This is a genomic window from Paraburkholderia polaris (assembly GCF_012927345.1).
Taxonomy (GTDB): Bacteria; Pseudomonadota; Gammaproteobacteria; order Burkholderiales; family Burkholderiaceae; genus Paraburkholderia; species Paraburkholderia polaris.
Genome location: NZ_JABBGJ010000001.1, coordinates 279726 through 298272, shown reverse-complemented (window position 1 = coordinate 298272; position 18547 = coordinate 279726). Strand labels below are relative to the sequence as shown.

The 18547-nt window shown below is 60.4% G+C and carries 16 protein-coding genes and 2 pseudogenes; 5 read left to right on the top strand and 13 right to left on the bottom strand.

What is annotated here, in order from left to right; genetic code table 11:
• Positions 1 to 589: 589 nt before the first annotated feature.
• Positions 590 to 958: pseudogene (locus HHL24_RS01255) on the top strand (hypothetical protein); the annotation flags it as partial.
• Positions 959 to 1214: 256 nt separating this feature from the next.
• Here the strand turns inward: HHL24_RS01255 and HHL24_RS01250 are convergent.
• The 4 genes from HHL24_RS01250 to HHL24_RS01235 all read right to left on the bottom strand — a co-directional run bounded on the left by HHL24_RS01250 (position 1215) and on the right by HHL24_RS01235 (position 8470).
• A complete protein-coding gene (locus tag HHL24_RS01250; RefSeq protein WP_169483550.1) occupies positions 1215 to 3899 on the bottom strand; it encodes a DNA-binding protein in 2685 nt (894 codons plus the stop codon).
• 264 nt (positions 3900 to 4163) lie between these two features.
• Positions 4164 to 5912, bottom strand: a complete 1749-nt coding sequence (locus tag HHL24_RS01245; protein ID WP_169483549.1) for an ABC transporter ATP-binding protein/permease — start codon at positions 5910 to 5912, stop codon at positions 4164 to 4166.
• Positions 5913 to 5916: 4 nt separating this feature from the next.
• Entirely contained in the window at positions 5917 to 7473 is a 1557-nt protein-coding gene (locus HHL24_RS01240) for a DUF2235 domain-containing protein (RefSeq protein ID WP_169483548.1), read from the bottom strand.
• Between the two features lie 193 nt (positions 7474 to 7666).
• Complete coding sequence (locus HHL24_RS01235; protein ID WP_169483547.1) at positions 7667 to 8470, bottom strand: helix-turn-helix transcriptional regulator; 804 nt, start codon at positions 8468 to 8470, stop codon at positions 7667 to 7669.
• 157 nt (positions 8471 to 8627) lie between these two features.
• Here HHL24_RS01235 and HHL24_RS01230 point away from each other — a divergent pair.
• Positions 8628 to 8801: pseudogene (locus HHL24_RS01230) on the top strand (P1 family peptidase); the annotation flags it as partial.
• A 437-nt stretch (positions 8802 to 9238) separates the two neighbouring features.
• A complete protein-coding gene (locus HHL24_RS01225; protein WP_329606562.1) occupies positions 9239 to 9793 on the top strand; it encodes a carbonic anhydrase in 555 nt (184 codons plus the stop codon).
• A gap of 215 nt (positions 9794 to 10008) precedes the next feature.
• Here HHL24_RS01225 and HHL24_RS01220 read toward each other — a convergent pair whose 3' ends face one another.
• The 3 genes from HHL24_RS01220 to HHL24_RS01210 form a co-directional block, all read right to left on the bottom strand.
• Positions 10009 to 10146 carry a hypothetical protein gene (locus tag HHL24_RS01220; RefSeq protein WP_169483545.1) on the bottom strand — a complete coding sequence of 46 codons (138 nt, stop codon included), beginning with the start codon at positions 10144 to 10146 and terminating at the stop codon, positions 10009 to 10011.
• Entirely contained in the window at positions 10143 to 10385 is a 243-nt protein-coding gene (locus HHL24_RS01215) for a tautomerase family protein (RefSeq protein ID WP_169483544.1), read from the bottom strand. The genes HHL24_RS01220 and HHL24_RS01215 overlap by 4 nt, the downstream gene beginning before the upstream one ends.
• Positions 10386 to 10480: 95 nt before the next feature.
• Positions 10481 to 11323, bottom strand: a complete 843-nt coding sequence (locus HHL24_RS01210; RefSeq protein WP_230417288.1) for an acetoacetate decarboxylase family protein — start codon at positions 11321 to 11323, stop codon at positions 10481 to 10483.
• Positions 11324 to 11673: 350 nt separating this feature from the next.
• Here HHL24_RS01210 and HHL24_RS01205 point away from each other — a divergent pair, with 350 nt between their 5' ends.
• Complete coding sequence (locus tag HHL24_RS01205) at positions 11674 to 12099, top strand: organic hydroperoxide resistance protein (RefSeq protein WP_169483543.1); 426 nt, start codon at positions 11674 to 11676, stop codon at positions 12097 to 12099.
• Positions 12100 to 12292: 193 nt separating this feature from the next.
• On the opposite strand, the gene HHL24_RS01200 is transcribed toward HHL24_RS01205, so the two are convergent.
• From HHL24_RS01200 to HHL24_RS01190, 3 genes are all read right to left on the bottom strand, one after another.
• Positions 12293 to 12865, bottom strand: a complete 573-nt coding sequence (locus HHL24_RS01200; protein ID WP_169483542.1) for an OsmC family protein — start codon at positions 12863 to 12865, stop codon at positions 12293 to 12295.
• A gap of 45 nt (positions 12866 to 12910) precedes the next feature.
• The gene (locus tag HHL24_RS01195; RefSeq protein WP_169483541.1) at positions 12911 to 13843 is read right to left on the bottom strand and encodes a hypothetical protein; all 933 of its coding nucleotides are present in this window, start codon (positions 13841 to 13843) and stop codon (positions 12911 to 12913) included.
• Between the two features lie 293 nt (positions 13844 to 14136).
• Positions 14137 to 15192, bottom strand: a complete 1056-nt coding sequence (locus tag HHL24_RS01190) for an AraC family transcriptional regulator (protein ID WP_169483540.1) — start codon at positions 15190 to 15192, stop codon at positions 14137 to 14139.
• A 485-nt stretch (positions 15193 to 15677) separates the two neighbouring features.
• On the opposite strand from HHL24_RS01190, the gene HHL24_RS01185 reads away from it, so the two are divergent.
• Complete coding sequence (locus tag HHL24_RS01185) at positions 15678 to 15842, top strand: hypothetical protein (protein ID WP_169483343.1); 165 nt, start codon at positions 15678 to 15680, stop codon at positions 15840 to 15842.
• A 9-nt stretch (positions 15843 to 15851) separates the two neighbouring features.
• On the opposite strand, the gene HHL24_RS01180 is transcribed toward HHL24_RS01185, so the two are convergent.
• From HHL24_RS01180 to HHL24_RS01170, 3 genes are all read right to left on the bottom strand, one after another.
• Positions 15852 to 16553, bottom strand: a complete 702-nt coding sequence (locus tag HHL24_RS01180; protein ID WP_230417295.1) for a substrate-binding domain-containing protein — start codon at positions 16551 to 16553, stop codon at positions 15852 to 15854.
• A gap of 10 nt (positions 16554 to 16563) precedes the next feature.
• Positions 16564 to 17949 (bottom strand): MFS transporter, encoded by a 1386-nt coding sequence (locus HHL24_RS01175; RefSeq protein WP_169483539.1) that lies wholly within the window; start codon positions 17947 to 17949, stop codon positions 16564 to 16566.
• Between the two features lie 109 nt (positions 17950 to 18058).
• Positions 18059 to 18538 (bottom strand): isochorismatase family protein, encoded by a 480-nt coding sequence (locus HHL24_RS01170; RefSeq protein ID WP_230417294.1) that lies wholly within the window; start codon positions 18536 to 18538, stop codon positions 18059 to 18061.
• Positions 18539 to 18547: the final 9 nt, after the last annotated feature.

The following is an 18547-nucleotide window of genomic DNA, read 5'->3' as shown; positions in this document are numbered from 1 at the left end:
AGGGCTGTTGAGGGTCGAGAAGACTCATTCGCCAATAACGAAAGCTAACACTCGCCGACACCCAGTCGAGAATGGCGGCAAAGCGACCTCGAACGGTCGCACGTTCCTAATCGGCCACCGTCCGCAAAGGCCGATGAACCACCATCAGCTGCGAAGTTCAGCCACTGACGAAACCCAGATAGCCTGCGTGCTGACTGTCGACGTAGAGACGACTAACCGCGGGCGCCCTCTGCGGCCTCCGAATTCGCGACAACAATCCCCATCGAAGTCTTATCCAATCGGCCAAACGCAAACACTTAGCCCGCCTGGTTGAACGCTACGCCGCTGCCTTGATTTATAATCACCAAGCCATCGGGAAACACCCGGCGGTCAGGTGTGGAAGCCTGAAGTCAGAAACCGCACACCCGCTCGCGCGGGTCGTGCGTCTACCTCTGCACGTCTGTTGTTTTCAATGGGCGGGCTGTGGTGGGGGAGCCGCGAGGCTCGCCGGCATGTTTCTGACCCGGTCTTCCAAACCCGCCACGTGCCCGCTCACCCACTTCCTCAAGTGAGTGTCGGGCGATCCGAGATGTACCAGGGAGGTCGCACCATGAGCAGCAAACCTACAAAACAAACTCAACCCGCTTCACGCCCGCCTGTCGACGCGCTCCAGTACGAAAAGCTTGCGCTCTCCACCTTCGATCTCTGCAACCGGCAGTTGAGCCAACTCAACACACTGATCACACTTGCATCCTCAATGTGTAGGAATCCTGCCATCACGAGCGACGAAAGACGGCGTCAGCAGACCATGCTTGAACTGCTTGTCGACACGGCGGAGCAATATCAGCAGGAGCTGGAGTGTGACCGTGAGCTGTACCAGGTGATCGCGCTCGATGCGAAGGGCGTCCCTCAAAGCCGCATCACCGCGAACCGTGCTGCGCGCCTTCTTGCAGAGGCATCAAAAATAGCAACGAAGGAAACGACAGAACCGCCGGCAACCACGAAGCCCAGCCCGCGCAAGCGAACGTTAAGCCAAAGCCGCGACGAGCGCAGAAGCAGACGCTCAGCAGCAACCGGTCCCCGTGAAGCACTAACCGATCAACGCGGCCAACGTGCCGCGTCAACAAGTGGCCAAGCAGAACAGAGCGCGAAAAAACCGCTACCGGAGGCGGCCACTGCACCGCCTCCCTTCCCCGCAATAGCAACGCCATCCCTCGAACCGAGACACACGCACATCACCGCTCTACTTTCGACATAACCGCCGTCGTCGGGTCATACCGATAACCCTTCTGCGAAAGTCGCTCGGCCATCGTCGCCCCGATCAGCTTTTGCTGCGTGTCCCGGGATATCAACTCACTATCTGGCTTGAGGCGCTCAAGTTCAGCCGAAAGCTTCCGGATGAGCGCCACTTCTCCTGTGCTGCGTGAGTCGATAAACAATAGCTTCTCGTTTGCCGAACCAAGTCGCTCTTTAAGGTCCTTGGCGTGCGCCACCCACTGTTCAGCAATCGTGCGAAGTTCGGTAAAGGCCTTCTCATGCGCTTTGGCCTGAGCCGAGATCTGGCGGTGTAACTCGGCGACTTCTTCCGCCGTCGCAGATTCGCTCGCTTGAATCGCAAGTTGATGGTTGCGTCGCGCTTCTTCCGCGCGAGCCCTCTCGACTTCTGCGACGCGCTGCGCCAATGTCGCCGCATGCTGTTCGGCGGCCTCTGCGCGTTCCTTCGCGGCAGACGCGTCCTGTGTAACCTTGGCCAGTTCAGCGATCGCGGCGGCTTTCGCCTTAGTCATGACGTTGACCTGGTCGCGCGCAGCCTCGAGTTCTCGGGTGACGCCTTGCAGTTCGTTGCGCTGAATCGACGCTTCCTCGATCCGCTCTGCGCTTGTCCGGCGCTCTGCTTCGAGCGCGTTCCGCGCCTCCTCAAGTTCCCGGGCGACGCGCTTCAGTTTGTTGAGCTGGGCCGATGCTTCCTCGCTCCGCACTGCGCTTGTCTGGCGCTCTACAGCGAGCGCAGTGCGAGCCTCATCGAGTTCCGCCTCAATCGCAGCGACCCGCGCGAGGCTTTCGTTCGCCTGCGCCGTGGCAGCTTCTGCGCGCGATGAAGCCGCACTGGATTCCTGCGCCCATCGTTCCGCTTCGAGTGACTTCGCCTGCTCGGCTTCTGCGAGGCGCTGCTCCAACGTCGCCGCACGCTGTTCGGCGGCCTCTGCCCGCTCCTTCGCGGCAGACGCGTCTTGCGAGACCTGCGCGAGTTCAGCGCTCACGGCAGACGCGTTCTCCGAAACCTGGGCCAGTTCAGCGATCGCGGCCGTTTTCGCCGCGGTCAAGACACTGACCTGTTCCCTCGTCTCCTCGAGTTCCCGACCGACGCGCTGCAGTTCATTGAGCTGGACCAACGCTTCCTCGCTCCGTGTTGCGCTTGTCTGGCGCTCTGCTTCGAGCGCGACGCGCGTCTCCTCAAGTTCCCGACCGACGCGCTGCAGTTCGTTGAGCTGGACCAACGCCTCCTCGCTCCGCGTTGCGCTAGTTTGGCGCTCTGCTTCGAGCGCGATGCGCGTCTCCTCGAACTCCCGACCGACGCGCTGCAGTTCGTTGAGCTGGACCGACGCCTCCTCGCTCCGCGTCGCGCTTGTCTGGCGCTCTGCTGCAAGCACAGTACGCGCCTCATCCAACTCAGCCTCGAGCGCAGCGACCCGCGCGAGGCTCTCGTTCGCCTGCGCCGCAGCGGCTTCTGCCCGCGATGAAGCCGCGCTGGCTTCCTGCGACCATCGCTCCACTTCGGCCAACTTCGCCTGCTCGACCTCTACGACACGCTGCTCCAATGTCGCCGCTCGCTGTTCGGCCGCCTCTGCCCGCTCGCTCGCGGCAGACGCGTCTTGCGAGAGCCGGGCCAGTTCAGCGTTCGCGACAGACGCGTCGTGCGACACCTGAGCCAGCTCAGCGCTCATAGCCGCCTTCGCCTCAGTCACAGCGCCGACCTGCTCCCGCGCCGCCTCAAGTTCCCGACTAACGCGCTGCAATTCGTCGAACTGAATCGCCGCTTCCTCGCTCCGCGCTGCGCTCGTCTGGCGCTCTGCTTCGAGCGCAAAGCGCGCCTCATCCCGCTCAGCCTCCAGCACAGCGGCCCGCGCGAGGCTCTCGTTCGCCTGCGCCGTGGCGGCTTCTGCGCGCGATGAAGCCTCGCTAGCCTCCTGCAACGCTCTATCCGCTTCCGCCGACTTCGCCTGACAGTCGTAGCCCAACGAGCCGATCTCCTGCCGCGCCTCGTCGAGCTCCTGCTTCAACCGTGCTATTTCGTCGTTTTGGTCTGAGGCAACGGCGGCCAACGCTTCACGCGTCTTGCGTTCCTCATCGAGCTCCGCCTTCGTGTGCTCCAGAGCAGCCTCTTCCACCGACACGCGCTGCGCCAGTTCCTCCACGCGCACCTCGGCAGCTTCGGCTCGGCCGGTCGCTGTGGCGAGTTGCGCCGTGAGACGCGCGCACGCCTCCTCGGAGGCGCTGAGCGCACTCGTCAGAGCAATATGCCGCCTACGGCCGGTTTCGACTTCTGCCACCGTCTTCTGATACTCGGCAAGCGCCTCGTCCCGTTCCGTGCGGGCAGTGTCGAGGTGCTGGTTCACGGCACTCAGGTGCTGACTGACCGCCCTGCCGGCTTCGCCTTGGGCGGCCATCCAGAGCCGATCCGCGGCGCTCATCATGGTTTCCGCAATGTGCTCCGGTAACCCGGCCTGGACCTGCACGTGGGGCGTGACGGGCTGCCGCGCCTCGCGCCAGCGTTGCAAAGCTGCCGCAATGGCAACAATCGACTCGCCAGGGATCTCCGGCCAAATGGTCACTGGGGAGACTTTCCGGCCTTCCTCGACCATGCGATCTGCGATTCCGGCGACGAGTTCGTCCGTATTTGTGTCTGCGTCCGTGGACATAAGCGCCTCAAAGCTCATTTTGACCTGGCGAAAAATTGAGTCCCTAATACGTTACTCCATCCGGCCACAAGCCCGATGAAAGGATCGCAAGCTTGCTCTGTGCGCTCGATCTGGAGGCCGATAACAGTCATGGTTATCGACGATCGACATTATGACGGATGACGGTAGTTGCCCTGATTGTGCTTGATGGTCCCTCGCATGCGCTGCATGCTGGTTCACAGCGCCATCTCCACGGTCAAACGGTCACGTCGACAGCGGCCATGTTTATGCCACTGTGTGCTCGTGCGGACGCGCGATATCGAGGGTCTCCTGGTGGAACTCTGCAAGCGAATTGCGGTGCGTGACACTGACAATCGCCCCTTTCGGCAGTCGTTCGGTCAACAGGCGATACAGATGCGCTTCGTTCTCAGTGTCGAGCGCACTCGTTGCTTCGTCGAGGAACACGTAGTCAGGCTTTTGCAGCAGCACGCGCGCGGCCGCTAGCCGCTGCTGCTCGCCGGGAGAAAGAATGCGCCACCAATGGTCGGATTCGTGCAATCGGTCAACGTAGCCCTCAAGCCGGCACTGACGCAGCACCTCGCAACATTCCTCGTCGCTGAAGTTGGCGGCCGCCGCGGGGTAGGTGAGCGCAGCCTTCAAGGTGCCAACCGGCAGGTAGCTCTGCTGCGGGATGAACATCATGCGCGCGTTCACAGGTGCGTCGATGGAGCCGTTTCCGAACGGCCAGAGACCCGCCAGCGCGCGCAACAGCGTGCTCTTGCCCGAGCCGGACGGCCCGCGCACGAGCCAGCGCGAACCGGGCTTGACGACGATGTCGCGCACGCTCGCGAGCGTCTCGCCGTTGGGCAGCGCAAGCGTGAGGTTGCGCGTGGCGAGTTGGCTCTCATCAACGTAGTGCAGGTTGATGCCGCCATGCTCGGTGGCGGGCAACACGGACTCCTTCAGATGAGGCAGCTGCATGACGCGCCGGAACTCGCGCAGACGGTTGACCGTTGCGCGCCATTGGACAAGCGTGTCGTAATTGTTGATGAACCACGACAGCGAGTCGCTAACCGAACCGAATGCGTCGGCAATTTGCATCAGTGTGCCGAAACTGAGCAAACCGGCGAAATAACGGGGCGAGGCCACGACGATCGGAAAGATGGCGGCGATCTGACCGTAGAAATTGAGCACGAAGCTGTAGCGCCGCGTGTACTTCATCACGCGCCACCAGTTTTCGCGAATCCGGCCGAACAGGTCATGGGCGGTCGATTCCTCGGCTCGCATACCGTCGTAGAACGCAATCTGCTCGGCGTTTTCGCGCAGACGGATCAGGCCGAACCGGAAATCCGCCTCGACGCGCTGCAACTGGTAGTTGATCGACACAAGCGGGTGACCGACCTTGTTTGTCAGGAGTGAGCCGGCAATCGCATAGACGATGGCGGCCCAGAGCATGTAGCCAGGAATCTGCACGGGCGTGCCGCCAATCACGACTGCCAATGCGCCCGCCGTGCCCCATAGGACGGTCGAGAACCAGACAAGTGTTTCGAGCGTCGAGAGCAGATCGAGTGTGAGTGAAAGCGTGGTGTTGGCGAATGACTCGAGGTCGACGGCGATCCGCTGATCAGGGTTGTCGGTGAGGCGATCGCGCTCGATGCGGTAGAAAGTGCCGTCGGCCAGCCATTCCTGCAGATAGCGCGTGGTCAGCCACTGGCGCCATCGGAAGCCAAGCATCTGGCGCAGATAGCGATTAAGGACGGAAATCGCGACGAACGCGAACGCGAGCGCGCTGAAAAACAGCATCAGCTGCGGGAATTCGTGCACGTTCCTGCCTTCCAGGGCGTTGTAGAAATCGCGGTTCCACGTGTTCAACCGGGCGTTGATCCCGACCAGAAACAGGTCCATGACAATGATCGTGATCAGCAAGCCCCACGCGGTTCTGCGTTCCTCGGAGACCCAGTACGGTCTGATCAGGCTCCACGCTGAGACACTGTCGGGTTGCCCGGATGCGGGGCTGGAAGATTGGTTGCTCATGGCGTCATGATGGTTGACCTGCTCCAGAACCTCCGGGTGCTGTTGCAGGCGCAGTCAGGTCATCGCCTGAAGGCGCATATGCAGCCCCCTTGCCAGCCGGCATGCCGTCTGATTCGACAATTTCGACCCGCAGACTTCCGTGATTATTCCAATAGGCCCAGCTGGCATCGTTGGCAAAGCAATACAGGTAACCCGACTGAGGAGCCTTGATCTCCACCTCTCGACCAATTCTGAAGTAGAAGGGCTGAGGTGACACGCCTGCCTCGCCCGGTTGCCCTGGATAGGAGATTGCACCGCAGAGTTCGAACCAGTTCGCGCCCCTGACCCGCTTGGGCCATGCAAACAGGCGTTGCTTCCAGTTACCTGGCACTCCCTCCGCGCCCGATGCACTGTCCCCATCCAGCCACGTTTGACCTTCAGGCACCTTGAACCGGTAGCGCACCCCCTCCTTCATGAAAATACCTGTCCAGTTCCACAACGTGCTGGCGAAAACCCGCACCTGGACCGCCGCCGCGGGGTCTATGTTCGGTCGATAGGGAGCCTGAAAGATTGGCGGACTGGCCTGGCGTGCCAAGGCTAGCTCCGATACCGATTCGGAGCATCGTCGTGAAGCCTTCACCAGATACGGAAAGGGCCGCGGCCGAAAGCCGATTCTCCTGTAAAAGCCTGTGAGTGAGTTGTGGAGGACGCCATGTACTGCAGATGGCGACAACGGGTCCGCATCGGCTATCTGGTTCAACATGTCTGATTCAAACACCGCACCGCACTGCGCAGCCTCGGAAATCATCCATTTGAGTGTGGCATCAGAAAGCCCGGTCTCCTTGTAGCCGCCGCCAACGTCAGCGTGCACACCAGGGAACCACACTTGCGTCACGCGTACCGGGTCGCAGCCATCCGCTTCCGTCCACAACGTTGGAAGAAAATTGTTCCGCTGCTCATCAATGGCAAGGCCATGTACCGCGCGTTCAACTTCTGGCGAAAGCGTCGTGTCATGGAATTCGAAGCGCATTCTCCCCAAGCCGAAAAAGTCCACAATTTCGGGGATCCCGAGAGCGCCCACCGTCTCCCACACCCCCAGGAAGCGAATGGGAGGCGGTTTGCCATGCGCGAGGCGGAACTGTTCCTGCCGGCTGACGTTTTCCGGTATTTTTGGGTCGAGCCGGTACAGGCTCCATGCCTGCTTTACCAGTGCCCAGGTTGCCTTGCGAGGAAGACCACAACGGTGAAGCATGCCCACCAGGCTTCGAGCGGTGAACGCGCCACGAGAGAAGCCAATTACAAAGATTTCAGAATCCTCTTCGTAGTGGTCTGACAGCCACTTGTACGCGGTTCGAATGTCTCGGGAGAGGCCCAAGCCTAGCGCCCCGTCTACGAGGCGACGAATCCGGCCTTCGTTGGCGCCAATGCCGACGTGGTAGTACCGGAGTTGCTCGACGCCATCGTCGCCGCGCTCACTCAATGCGTTGAAAAAGCGAACGACATTGGTTGGAACAGGCACCCCTTGAAACTCGTCGCTATCCGAGTTCCAGGTGCCGTCGCAGCAAACGAAAAATCGCTTCATGTGTGCGGTCCGTCTCGTCCTACGAGATTCTTATCGCGCGGTGGAACAACCGCGCCCTCGACACCTAAGATTCACCGATTATCATCCCGACGCGGCGTTCGGTGGGGTCATCGACTCGACGGCGATCCGACGCCCCGCCTGCCTCCCCCGAACGCCCGGATTTTTTGAGGCGCTGCCGAAGGCAGTCATCGCATCAGCCAGCATCCGGTTCTTCGTCCATGATGAGCAGAAATAGCGTCGACTGGGATGAGATATCCAGCTTTTTGTAAAGATTACGGCGGTGAACCTTAGCCGTGGCGGGTGACACGCCAAGCAGCCTTGCCATATTTTTGGTCGAATGACCGGCAAGAATCATCAGCGCGACTTCAATTTCGCGATTGGTCAGCGGCGCATTCGACCGCTTGCGCAACGCCTGTTCGAAGTGAAGGCGCCGGTCACTTCCGGCAGCAGAACTCACCGGCGGCGGGAGCACATCCGTCTGTGCCGACAGAGCATGGCACATCAACGGAAGTAACCATGCGCCGTAAAGACAGAGGGTCCCGATTTCAGTCGAGCTAAAGCGGCGCTCACTGCCCAACGATACAGACAGCGTTCCCCCCGAAGGCAGCGGGGCCAAAAGCTGCACCTCGTCTTCCAGCACGTTCACCGAAAAATAACGGCGAAAATATTCGGTTTCCCGGAAGTGATCGGGCGCCACTTCGTCCAGGCAATATACGCCAGGGCTGATCGCGCCGAGGCTGAATTGATAGAAAGGGTCTAGCAAATAGACGCTGTTCAAATACCCTTTGAACAATTCGTCGTTCGGCGTGCGCGCCTGGATCTCCGCAATCAACTGGGGTTTCCCATTGGGCCAGAAGATTATCACCACCCAGTTGTCAAAGTGGACCACTCTGCGCAACAGGTCAATCAGCGCATGCCAGAACTGTTTGTCGTCGAGTTTTTCGACCAGACGTCCAAGCCGCTGATGAAATGCAACGTCCGATACATCAAGCTGCATGTCAGTTTCCCCCACTACCCCTAAAAGGGTAGGTCGCTCCATCGTTCTAGCCGTTCGGCCTGATTTTCACCCGTCGTCGCCCCCACCCTACCATCTCAGTACCCCGGCGCAGGCGTGCCGGCAGGCTTGCTCGCAGTGAGCAACACAGGAGAAAGGTATGGGTATCAGGGACATCGGTGTTCGAGTTGGCCACGGCACGCCCGGTCCATTCAACAGCATCACCGACGTGCAAGGCGTAAGAGTCGGCCATCGTACCCTGGTCGAAAACCGAGCAGAAGCATCGATTCAAACCGGCGTGACGGTCATCGAACCACGCCATGGCGCCGCGCGGCTGCTGAAAGTCCTTCATTAAAACCGCAAGGCCACTACGGCATCCCGCCCATCAATACACGGCGCGATGGGCCGGGCGCTGCGCCTGGCGACGGTATAGACTCGAACCTATGCAAGTTAGTTGATCTACCGCGTGGTGTTGGACCACCACGTGAGGTGCACATAGCAGGGGGTCGGTGTGCCAGTTGCGTAGTGATGCGGCAAGGCACCTGTTTGCGGTCGGATGCGCCCAGCAATGACGGAGGCATTCAAATGTGTGACATGTGTGGTGATGCGCAGCACGAGCCTCAAGTATCGCGCCGAGGTTTCCTCAAGACTGGCGCACTCGCGGCGCTCCTGCCGTGGAGCGTGGGCGTCGCCATCGCGGCCGACCCGCCGGCGCCAGGCGCATCGCCACCACCGAACTCGATCGCGCCTGCGGACGCGTTGAAGCGGCTAATGGAGGGCAACGCGCGCTACGCCGCCAACACGCCAAACGAGCGCGACTTTACGTCGGGTCGCGCCGCCCGTGTGCAGGGGCAGTATCCGATCGCCACGATCCTGAGCTGCGCCGATTCGCGCGTGGCGCCGGAGTTCGCGTTCGATCAGGGGCCGGGCGATCTCTTCGTTTTACGCGTCGCGGGCAACATCGTAAACCCGGATCTGCTTGCCTCTCTCGAATACGGCGCCGAATTCCTGGGGGTGCCGCTCATCATGGTGCTAGGCCACACCGGATGCGGCGCGGTCGACGCCGCAATCAAAGTGCTGAAGACCAAGGCGGTCCTTCCGGGCCATTTGCCGGGACTCATCGACGCGATCAAACCGGCCGTCATCGCCGCCGAGAAGACGCAGACCGGCAACCTGCTGGACAACGCGGCCGCCGAGAACGTGCGACGGCAGATGGCTCGACTGAAGAGCTCACCGCCGATCGTCCAAAAACTTTACGTGAGCAAGAAGATCGACATTGTTGGCGGCGTGTATGACCTCGCCACCGGCAAGATTGCACTCGTCTAACGAGCGGGTTTGGCTGTGCAGGGGTGCCAGCAACCGTAAGGCTGTTTTGCACAGGTAAAAGTCTGCTTCTGGGTTGTTCGAGTCTAGTGTCCGTTTGCGGAAAGGCGTTCACATCCAGTCTGGATAGATGGTATGAACGCCGCCCTCTCTCAGCGTCGAGCAACATGTCCGCTCATCAATTAGCGCAGACGTTCATTAGCGCCCTCGCCCTCCCCCTATTCGTCCGCGATGTCCGGCATGACCTGCCCCATCTCCATCGCCTGACTGGCCGGCACGTCCTGAATGCCGATGACAATCTGGTCATCGGGCGCTCCCGTCGCGGTCTGAAACAGTTTCCAAAGATGCTGTATCAATTCGCGCGCTTATATTCAGGTGGCCGGCCGGCCCGCATCAAAAGCGTGAGCGCGGCAGTTGCTGCGGGTTCTCCGGCGGTGAACCCGCTGCCCGGCGCATAGTCCTGAAACACGACATGCACCCAATTTTTCGGCACACCCGCATATCCGGAATGCAGGGTCGTCAGTTCCATCGCGAGCTTGGCCTTAACGTCACTGCTGAGTGCGCCGCCCTGAGTAAACAACGTGTAGAGCGGCATGAGACCGACTCCTATCCTGATGTTTCGCGGGCATTCGCATTGACGGCCGCCCACATAAGCGGGGCCTTTGCTAACTCACGGGGCCGTCGAGACGATCATCCGGCGTAGTTCTTCAGAATGCGCAGGTCGGTCACGGAGTACGCCATACCGAGCCGATAACCCCGCCCGACGCGCACGGGCGCAATCAGGTGCATGTCCTCGCCGTCGACCTCGGGAATCTTCAGTTCCGCCGACCCGGTCCAGACATCCACGATGGCGAGATTGTCCGTGAGCGACATGGTGAGTTCGTCGACCGGTGGCTTCTCCTGAAGTCCCGCTGCGAGTTGAGGAAAGTAACGACGCATCGTGGTAGGCCGGTTGAAAACTGTCGCCGGGTCGGCGACAGGTTCCTCGAGCTGGATACGGGCGGTCGCCAGCCGTTCGCCGTGCGCGGACACACTGGCGCCGAAGCGACTTCCTTTGGCAAGCGGCGCAGCGGCCAGACTGGGCGCGGAGAAACTGCGAGTCTGGTAGACGCTGGCGAGTTTCTTTGGAAACCCCTGCGCCCAGCCGCGAGCGATGGCGGCGTCGTTGTCGACGAAGATGTACGGGCAGTAGTTGACCGGAACACCTTCGAAGATCGCCTCGACCAGAACGAAAGCCTCGCGGTATTGATACCGGGCCGGGTCCGTCAATTCGTCATTGGAACCCGTGAACTGCCAATCCAGAAACCAGAAGAAGGCCCGGCCGCCGGATTTCTCGTCCGCCGTAAGGCCTGGCGGCAGGAGCGCCGCGATCGCTTTCTGGTCGGCCCAGTATTCGATGGCGAGACAGTCGCTGGAATAGTGCCATGGCGGCAGCGTCGCCAGTGCGGACTTTCCTTGCGGAGTAATAGGAACCGCAAACGCTTTAGGCATCTCTTTTCTCCTTGACCGGGGCGACCGGAAGTCGCTGTACATGGAATCCTGGCGTTCTTGGGAACGCCGCGTATCGCCTGACGCGAACCGTTCGAGAGCACAACTTACGGCCAGCATGCGATCCGCGGTAGCGCTCGATCCGACGTTCCGCGCGTGAGGTAATAGTGCCGTGCCTCGCCCGTTAGCGCTTTCGAAATCGCACGGCCGGCTAGCCTACCAGGACAGTCGTCTCGTCCATGCCGGTGCGCGTCGCCTGATCGAGCGATCCGAATTGCGCCGAGCGGGTTCGCGTCGCTTTGAGTATGCTTGTGCAGGACGCTTCACGGTGCGGCCTTCAATTTGCTGCGGCGCCGGGAAGTCGTTGACCACCCTGACACGCAAAGGAGACTCGAATGTCGATTGAAAAAGTCTTGTATCGTGCTCAAGCGCACGTCACTGGCGGCCGCGACGGTCGCGCGACGATCCCCGCGAGCAACCTCGATCTCAAGCTGACCACGCCGAAGGAGCTCGGCGGCGCAGGCGGCGACGGAACGAACCCCGAGCAACTCTTCGCGGCGGGATATAGCGCGTGCTTCATCGGTGCGATGAAGCACGTTAGCGCGCGCGACAAGATCGCCTTGCCGAAGGACGTCGCCATCGACGGCAGCGTCGGGATCGGACAGATCCCCAATGGCTTCGGCATCGAAGTCGAACTGAAAATCTCGTTGCCGGGCATGGACCGCGCAGAGGCGCAAGCTCTGATCGACAAGGCGCACGTCGTCTGCCCTTATTCGAACGCGACGCGCAACAACATCGACGTCAAGCTGACGCTGGTCTAAGCCGCGCGTCATTACGCGCTTTTTCGCGTGCAGGCAGCGGATGCCGTGTCGCCCAAAGTGGCGCGTATCCGCTGCAATCTTTCTGTTTTCGGCGAACGTGAACAATCGACTCGGTGTTACGGGTACTTCCTCCCGTTTTCAAAAAGGCGGCGCGACGGAAACGATTCGGGTCGCCGCGCCCATATCGCGAAGTTCACCCGATCACGAGAGTCGGTTTCAAGGCGACAGCGTTCGCCAGGTTGTAGACGTTGGGAGAAGTAGCCATTACTGCGTCGTGAATTTCGGCGAATTGTTGCTCAGAACCATTGCCCTTGATGTGAACGGTGTAGCGCAGGCTCTCGTAGCCGTTTGCCACCTGAGGGTCGAGCCCAAGAAATCCCCTGAGGTCGATATCGCCCTCAGTCTCAATCTCAAGGGATTCGAGCGTAATGCCGCGGACAGCGCATTGCGCCACGTAACCCACTGCAATGCAGGCGTTCAGCGCCGCGATCAGGTGTTCCTGAGGATTGGCAAACTGATTCGTGCCGCAGAGTTCGTGAGGCTCATCGATATCGATCATGAACCGGCGTGACACTTCCTGCCCACCGATCGAGAAACTTTCAACCTCGGCACGGGTCCGGGTCTGGCCTTGCCAGGTCGTAGCAACGCGCCAGCTGGTCGTAGCGTTCGAGGCATCGCCCTTGACGCTTTCAATCATCCCGAACAGGTCGTCGACGTTGATGCCGTTAACGATGTTAGGTTCGTTGGTCTGTGCATTCGCATTCATATGCCATCTCCTTTACATACGTAGATCGTTCAGCTTCCGAAAATCTCATTGCAGCGTGGCGAGCGCAGCCTCGATGCGCACGCCCTGGTCTTCGGAGATGAGGCTATGGAGCACCTCTCCGAAGTGGGGATGACGTACACCCGAGTGGATGTATTGCCACCGGTAAGCCTCGATGAAATTTGCTTCGATCAACAGGGTTTCCGCCTCGTCGACTGCGCGGCCGCAGTTCGCCACGAAGTAACGCGCGTCGGCTGCGGCCTGCGCCTGCAGAATGCCGTCGATCGAGGCAACCAGCTCGATGAACTCGTCAACAGCCTTGTCGCGACCACCGTCCGTCATGGTGGCGTCGTGACGGACCCATTCGAGCTCGTCGAGGATGGCGTGCTGGCTCTCCTCCTTCCAGTGGTAGAGGAACACGTTCTTGAATAGCTCCGATAGCTGATCGTCTGGCGCGATACTCTGGCGGTAGTGGAGCTGGCTGAACAGTTCGATATGCAGCGTCAGCGCCAATACGGCCCACGTGCTTTTCCCGAGGACTGCAGAGGCAACGGCATCCGGATCGACGTCGAAGTGATAGCCGGGGGGAAGGGTTTCACCGATCATCTCGTCGATACGACGAAACAGCGCCTGATGCTTGAGTTCCTCCTCGCTGAATCGGACCAACGCCTCAAGCGCTACCTGGTCGCCGAGCCAGTAGTCACGGCTGACTTCCAGCACCTTGGCGTTGATGAAGCGCTCCACCAGTCCGAACACGTTGGCATATGTACGTCCCTGAATCTGGCTGACGAAACGCTTCTCGCTTTCGGAGAGCGTGATGAAATTCGGAGCCAGTGAGAGCCCGTCGGGTAGATATTTCTGGGACGTATCAAAGGTGCGACCTCCAATCACGTCACGGTCGATGTCCCAACTGACCATCTTTGAGGCCCGAATGCACCGGGCGTAACGATCGCGGTCGGAGAGTCGCGATACTGCATTCATAGCATTTCTCCCAATATGGACCGACATGCGGTCAAGCTGTGAGTGTTCATCCGCCGGCCAGAACCCGATGACTGATCGCGCGTTCTGGTACGCACAAATGTACGATCGGGAGAGGTGACGTTCTATGATCGGGCCGCCGGGAGATATGCCCGAAACCCCGGGGCAAAATCGACACGTGTGAGTGAACGTTGCATCGAGCCTCGCAGTGGGCACTGCTAGCGATATGGCTCGTAGGCGCAAGCAGCGACCGAACGGATCGGGTGCTTGCCGGTGTTATTGAGGCGCGGTTGGGCTTAACAGTCGGTGTCACTAATCCGAGGTGGCGTGATACCACTCGCGCCGAGCGCAGCCCCCGCAGATCCGGTCGTGCCGTTCATTTTTTCTTTGCTCTTGCGCCAGCCTGCGGGCGGCATTCCGAATTCCCGCTTGAATGCCCGACTGAACGCCGCCTCCGACTCATAACCAATCTGCTCCGCTACGACGGCGAGCGACTTACTGCCGAGCAGAAGTTGCTGCGCCGCGATCTGCATGCGCCAACGCGCCAGGTACTGCATCGGCGGCTGTCCAAGAAGATCGGTGAAGCGCTGCGCCAACGCGGAGCGCGATAACCCCACCTTGCGCGCAAGCTCATCAACGGTCCAAGGGTGAACTGATTGAGCATGGAGCAACGAAAGCGCACGTCCTACATAGCGATCGCGCACCCCGGCCAGCCATCCTGTCTGGTCTGCAGGTAGCGCTTCAATACAGCTACGAACTGCTTCGACAAACAGGAGCTCGGACAATCTGGCGAGCACGATCGTCCCGCCCGCACGCGAATCCGCCGCTTCGGCGGCAGCTAATTTGAGAGAGGACTCAAGCCATGCTGCACGCGGATCGCGGCGCATATCAATCTTGAAGAGTCGCGGCAGCGATGCGAGCAGTGGGTTGCTCAGCGTATCGTCAGACGCGAGGAAGCCACATACGATGCGTGTCGTAGCTCCACCGCCTCCATAGGACAGCGTCATCACCTCACCAGGTGTTGCCGTCATCGGCCCGGCTAATAGCTGCTCCGTTGGCAATGGCGAAAGGTGCAACGCGCTGCCCATAAGGTGAGTTTCACCTTGTGGCACCACCAGCAGTTCGCCTGCATTGAGATGAATAGCCGAATTGCGGTCGTCTGCCAGTTGAGCCCAGCAACTGCCTTCTATGATCAGATGATAGGAGACTACACGCTCGGATCTCGGCAGATAGGCCCCACATAGCGCAGCATCCGTGCGGCCTATCACGCACCACGGTTCCGTGAAGGTCCCATTCAGATAGACCGCGCCGCTCAGGCGCACAGTGCGTAACACGTCAGAGACTGCATCCATGAATGGCTCGCCTGAAATACGATTTCCCGGGCAAGGAACCGGCATGCCAGTCATTTTCCAGCATGGCCGAGAGGTAGATGTTATACCCGCCGAGGCGGTTGATGACAAATACCTTACTGATCATCTCACTACGGTCAGCGGGGCGCCGCGCGATGCGCGTGGATGGTCGCGATTTGGACTCGCGGCGTGACAACGCGCTTCTGCAGGAGGATCGGGCAATCTTTCTGGACGCACGGCAATGGCTAGGCGAATCATCGGCAAGCCTTGGACGATCGGGCACAAAACGTCGACGCACGGGCAGGACGGCAACTGCTTTCGAAATGCAAAGTTCGTCACAGGACGGGACGTGACAGATCAGCGTCATCTGTACTTTGCAGCCAACCCTTCCGCAGATTCCGGAAGCCTGGCGCACCTCAAAACTCGCGCAGATCAGTTCACGCACAGCGACTTACCGGTTCGGGCAAACGAAACAGCGTGAGATGCCGATGAAACACCTGCTAAGCCGTGCGATGTACCACCCGCTCATCGCGCTATCCATGTTCTATTTGATCGACTTGCTGCACAACGTCGACTACAGTCTGGCCGGCGCTCTACTCGTTCTGGCAGCGAAATCTATATCCCGTGTCGTGGGCCTGTTCAACAAGGGGTAGTGCCGTACGTCAGTTCGCAGCTTTCGGCGTTAGCGGTTCGAGCCCGGTCCTTGCAATCGCGGGGGCCGCGTCCGGCGATGAGAGAAACCGGATCAGCGTCTCCGCGCCGGCTGGATTTTTCGCATTGGTGGCGATGCCCCCGGAGAACACCGTGTACCTTTGTACCTCCGCGGGCAAACTGCCGACCACCGTCACCCCCTTCACCGGCAACAGTTCGACGACCTGCTGAAATCCGATCTCCGCTTCGCCGTTCGCGACGACATTGGCGACCTGCTCGGCCGGGATCATGCGGCTTTTGCTCTGCACCCGCCCCTCGATACCGAGACGCCGGAACAGTTCGCTGCCGATATAGACTCCACTCGCGCTGTCCGGATAGACGATCGACTTCGCTGCGAGCAGCGTGCGCCGCAACGCGTCGACCGAGCCAATATCCGGCTTCGGCGCCCCCTCGCGAACCGCCATGCCGATTGCCGAGCGTGCGAAGTCCACCTTGCTGCCAGACACGACCTTGCCAGCGTTGATCTGATCGTCGAGCGCATAGCCGACCACGATCAGCACGTCGGCCCACTCGCCGCGCGCAAGTCGCACCGGGATGGCATTCGCGGCCGTGCCCACCGCGGGCCCCCAGACAGTGACCAGCGTATCGCCGGACGCCTCCTCGAATTGTGGGCCCAGTTCGCGATAGGCCGACGCAAACCCGCCCGAAATCATCACCTTGACCTCATCCGCCGATGCCGCGCCGCTGCCCAGTAATGCGCCCGCGACGCAGAATACGAGTGCATGAATCCTCAGTTTTCCCCCGATCCCTTCGGAGCGTTTCCGTCAGCAGCAACAGCGCGGCAGTCGAAATGGCCGCCGACCCCGCCATAAACCAGGCAACCGACGAGCCCTGGCCGGTGGCCGACAGCAGCGCCGTCGTGACGATCGGCGTCGCCGCGCTGCCCAGCAGTCCGGACAGCATGTAGCTGACCGAAAGGCCGGAGTACCGAACCTGAGTCCCGAACAGTTCCGCTAGAAAGGTAGCGATCGGCCCATAGTTGGCGGCGAATGCCGTCATCATCAGCAGATACCCCAGCAACGCGAAACCAAACTCGCGGGTGTCGAGCAGCCAGAAGAGCGGGAACGCCAGCAGCGCTTCGGCGATGATGCCGCCGACGATCACAGGCTTGCGTCCGACCAGATCGGATAGCCGCCCAAAGGCGGGCAGCATCACGATGCAAAGCGCACAGGAGATCAGCGCGATAGTTAACATCGCGTTGCGCGAAAAACCGAGTGTTTGCGTTCCGTAGGTCAGTCCAAACGCAACGATCAGGTTGAACGACGTACCCGTCGACATCGTCGCGATGCCCCCGAGCAGCACCTGTGTCCAGTGCTTGCCCAACAGTTCGGCCAACGGCACCTTGACTTGGGCGTTGGCGTCCCGGACCTTGCGGAACGACGGCGTTTCCGACGTATTCAGTCGAACATACAGACCGACGGCGACCAGCAGCACACTGACGAGGAAAGGGATGCGCCAGCCCCAAGCAAGCAGCGCGCCATTGGGTAGCACCGCGTTGCTCAGCAGAAAAACCAGGTTGGCGATCAACGTGCCCGCCGGCACCCCAATTTGCACCCAGGAACCGTAAAGGCCACGCTTGTTCGCGGGTGCGTGCTCGACTGCCATCAACACCGCCCCGCCCCATTCCCCTCCCAGCGCGAGACCTTGCACGATGCGTAGCGTGAGCAGCAATAGCGGCGCCCAGATACCGATCGACGCATAGTCCGGCAAAAGCCCAATGCAAAACGTGGCAATACCCATGATCACCAGTGACACCAGCAACATCGACTTGCGCCCCAGCCGGTCGCCGAAATGACCGAACAGCACCGCGCCGACCATACGTGCCAGATACGCGGACGCAAACGTGCCGAATGCGAGCAAGGTACCGATCAACGGCACAAAGCCCGGAAAGAACACCTTATTGAACACGAGCGCCGAGGCGGTCGCGAACACGAACAGGTCGTACCATTCGACCGTCGTGCCAATGACGCTCGCGACGGCAATTCTCTTCATGCTGTGCTCGATCTCATCCGGTTCGAGGGTACCGTCAACGGTGTGGGCATGATTCATGGAATTCTCCACGGGAAATTGAGCGCGCGCGCCGGAAGCTGCGGGTAACCGCAACCTCCGGCACACAGTTCCGTACACAGGCCGATATCGGCCATTGTTTTGCCGGAGGTTACTTCGTCGACTGTTTGATATAGGCAATCACATCGTCTGCGCTCAACACGTCTGCGTAGCGTCGACCGACGTCGCGCAGATTGTCGCGATGCGGGCCTTCCTCGATGTCGCCTACGCAGTCTTCCGGAACGATCGTACGGAAGCCCCACTGGAAACTGTCAATCGTCGATGCGCGAATACATCCGCTCGTATTGCAGCCCGTGATGATGACCGTCTCCACGCCCTCTTTGATGAAATACGGAACGACCGGTGTCTGGAAGAATATCGACGGTCCGAATTTGCACACCACTACGTCGTAATCCTTATCGTATATCCGGGGGTCCAGTGTCGAGCTTGGATGATCCAGTCTGAATTGATCCCGAACCGCGGCAACTTTCCAGTGCGGCATGTCACGCTCGGTTTTGTAAGCGGTGAAACATGTCGCGATAGGTACGTTGTGCGCGCGAGCGACCTTTAAAAGACGCGCTGTGTTTTCCAGCAGACCGCC

What these genes read in the sequence shown, in the direction of transcription:
- HHL24_RS01250 (WP_169483550.1), bottom strand. Translation starts at nt 3,899, where the DNA reads ATGTCCACGGACGCAGACACAAATACGGACGAACTCGTCGCCGGAATC.
- HHL24_RS01245 (WP_169483549.1), bottom strand. Translation starts at nt 5,912, where the DNA reads ATGAGCAACCAATCTTCCAGCCCCGCATCCGGGCAACCCGACAGTGTC.
- HHL24_RS01240 (WP_169483548.1), bottom strand. Translation starts at nt 7,473, where the DNA reads ATGAAGCGATTTTTCGTTTGCTGCGACGGCACCTGGAACTCGGATAGC.
- HHL24_RS01235 (WP_169483547.1), bottom strand. Translation starts at nt 8,470, where the DNA reads ATGCAGCTTGATGTATCGGACGTTGCATTTCATCAGCGGCTTGGACGT.
- HHL24_RS01225 (WP_329606562.1), top strand. Translation starts at nt 9,239, where the DNA reads ATGGAGGGCAACGCGCGCTACGCCGCCAACACGCCAAACGAGCGCGAC.
- HHL24_RS01215 (WP_169483544.1), bottom strand. Translation starts at nt 10,385, where the DNA reads ATGCCGCTCTACACGTTGTTTACTCAGGGCGGCGCACTCAGCAGTGAC.
- HHL24_RS01210 (WP_230417288.1), bottom strand. Translation starts at nt 11,323, where the DNA reads ATGTACAGCGACTTCCGGTCGCCCCGGTCAAGGAGAAAAGAGATGCCT.
- HHL24_RS01205 (WP_169483543.1), top strand. Translation starts at nt 11,674, where the DNA reads ATGTCGATTGAAAAAGTCTTGTATCGTGCTCAAGCGCACGTCACTGGC.
- HHL24_RS01200 (WP_169483542.1), bottom strand. Translation starts at nt 12,865, where the DNA reads ATGAATGCGAATGCACAGACCAACGAACCTAACATCGTTAACGGCATC.
- HHL24_RS01195 (WP_169483541.1), bottom strand. Translation starts at nt 13,843, where the DNA reads ATGAATGCAGTATCGCGACTCTCCGACCGCGATCGTTACGCCCGGTGC.
- HHL24_RS01190 (WP_169483540.1), bottom strand. Translation starts at nt 15,192, where the DNA reads ATGGATGCAGTCTCTGACGTGTTACGCACTGTGCGCCTGAGCGGCGCG.
- HHL24_RS01185 (WP_169483343.1), top strand. Translation starts at nt 15,678, where the DNA reads ATGAAACACCTGCTAAGCCGTGCGATGTACCACCCGCTCATCGCGCTA.
- HHL24_RS01180 (WP_230417295.1), bottom strand. Translation starts at nt 16,553, where the DNA reads ATGATTTCGGGCGGGTTTGCGTCGGCCTATCGCGAACTGGGCCCACAA.
- HHL24_RS01175 (WP_169483539.1), bottom strand. Translation starts at nt 17,949, where the DNA reads ATGAATCATGCCCACACCGTTGACGGTACCCTCGAACCGGATGAGATC.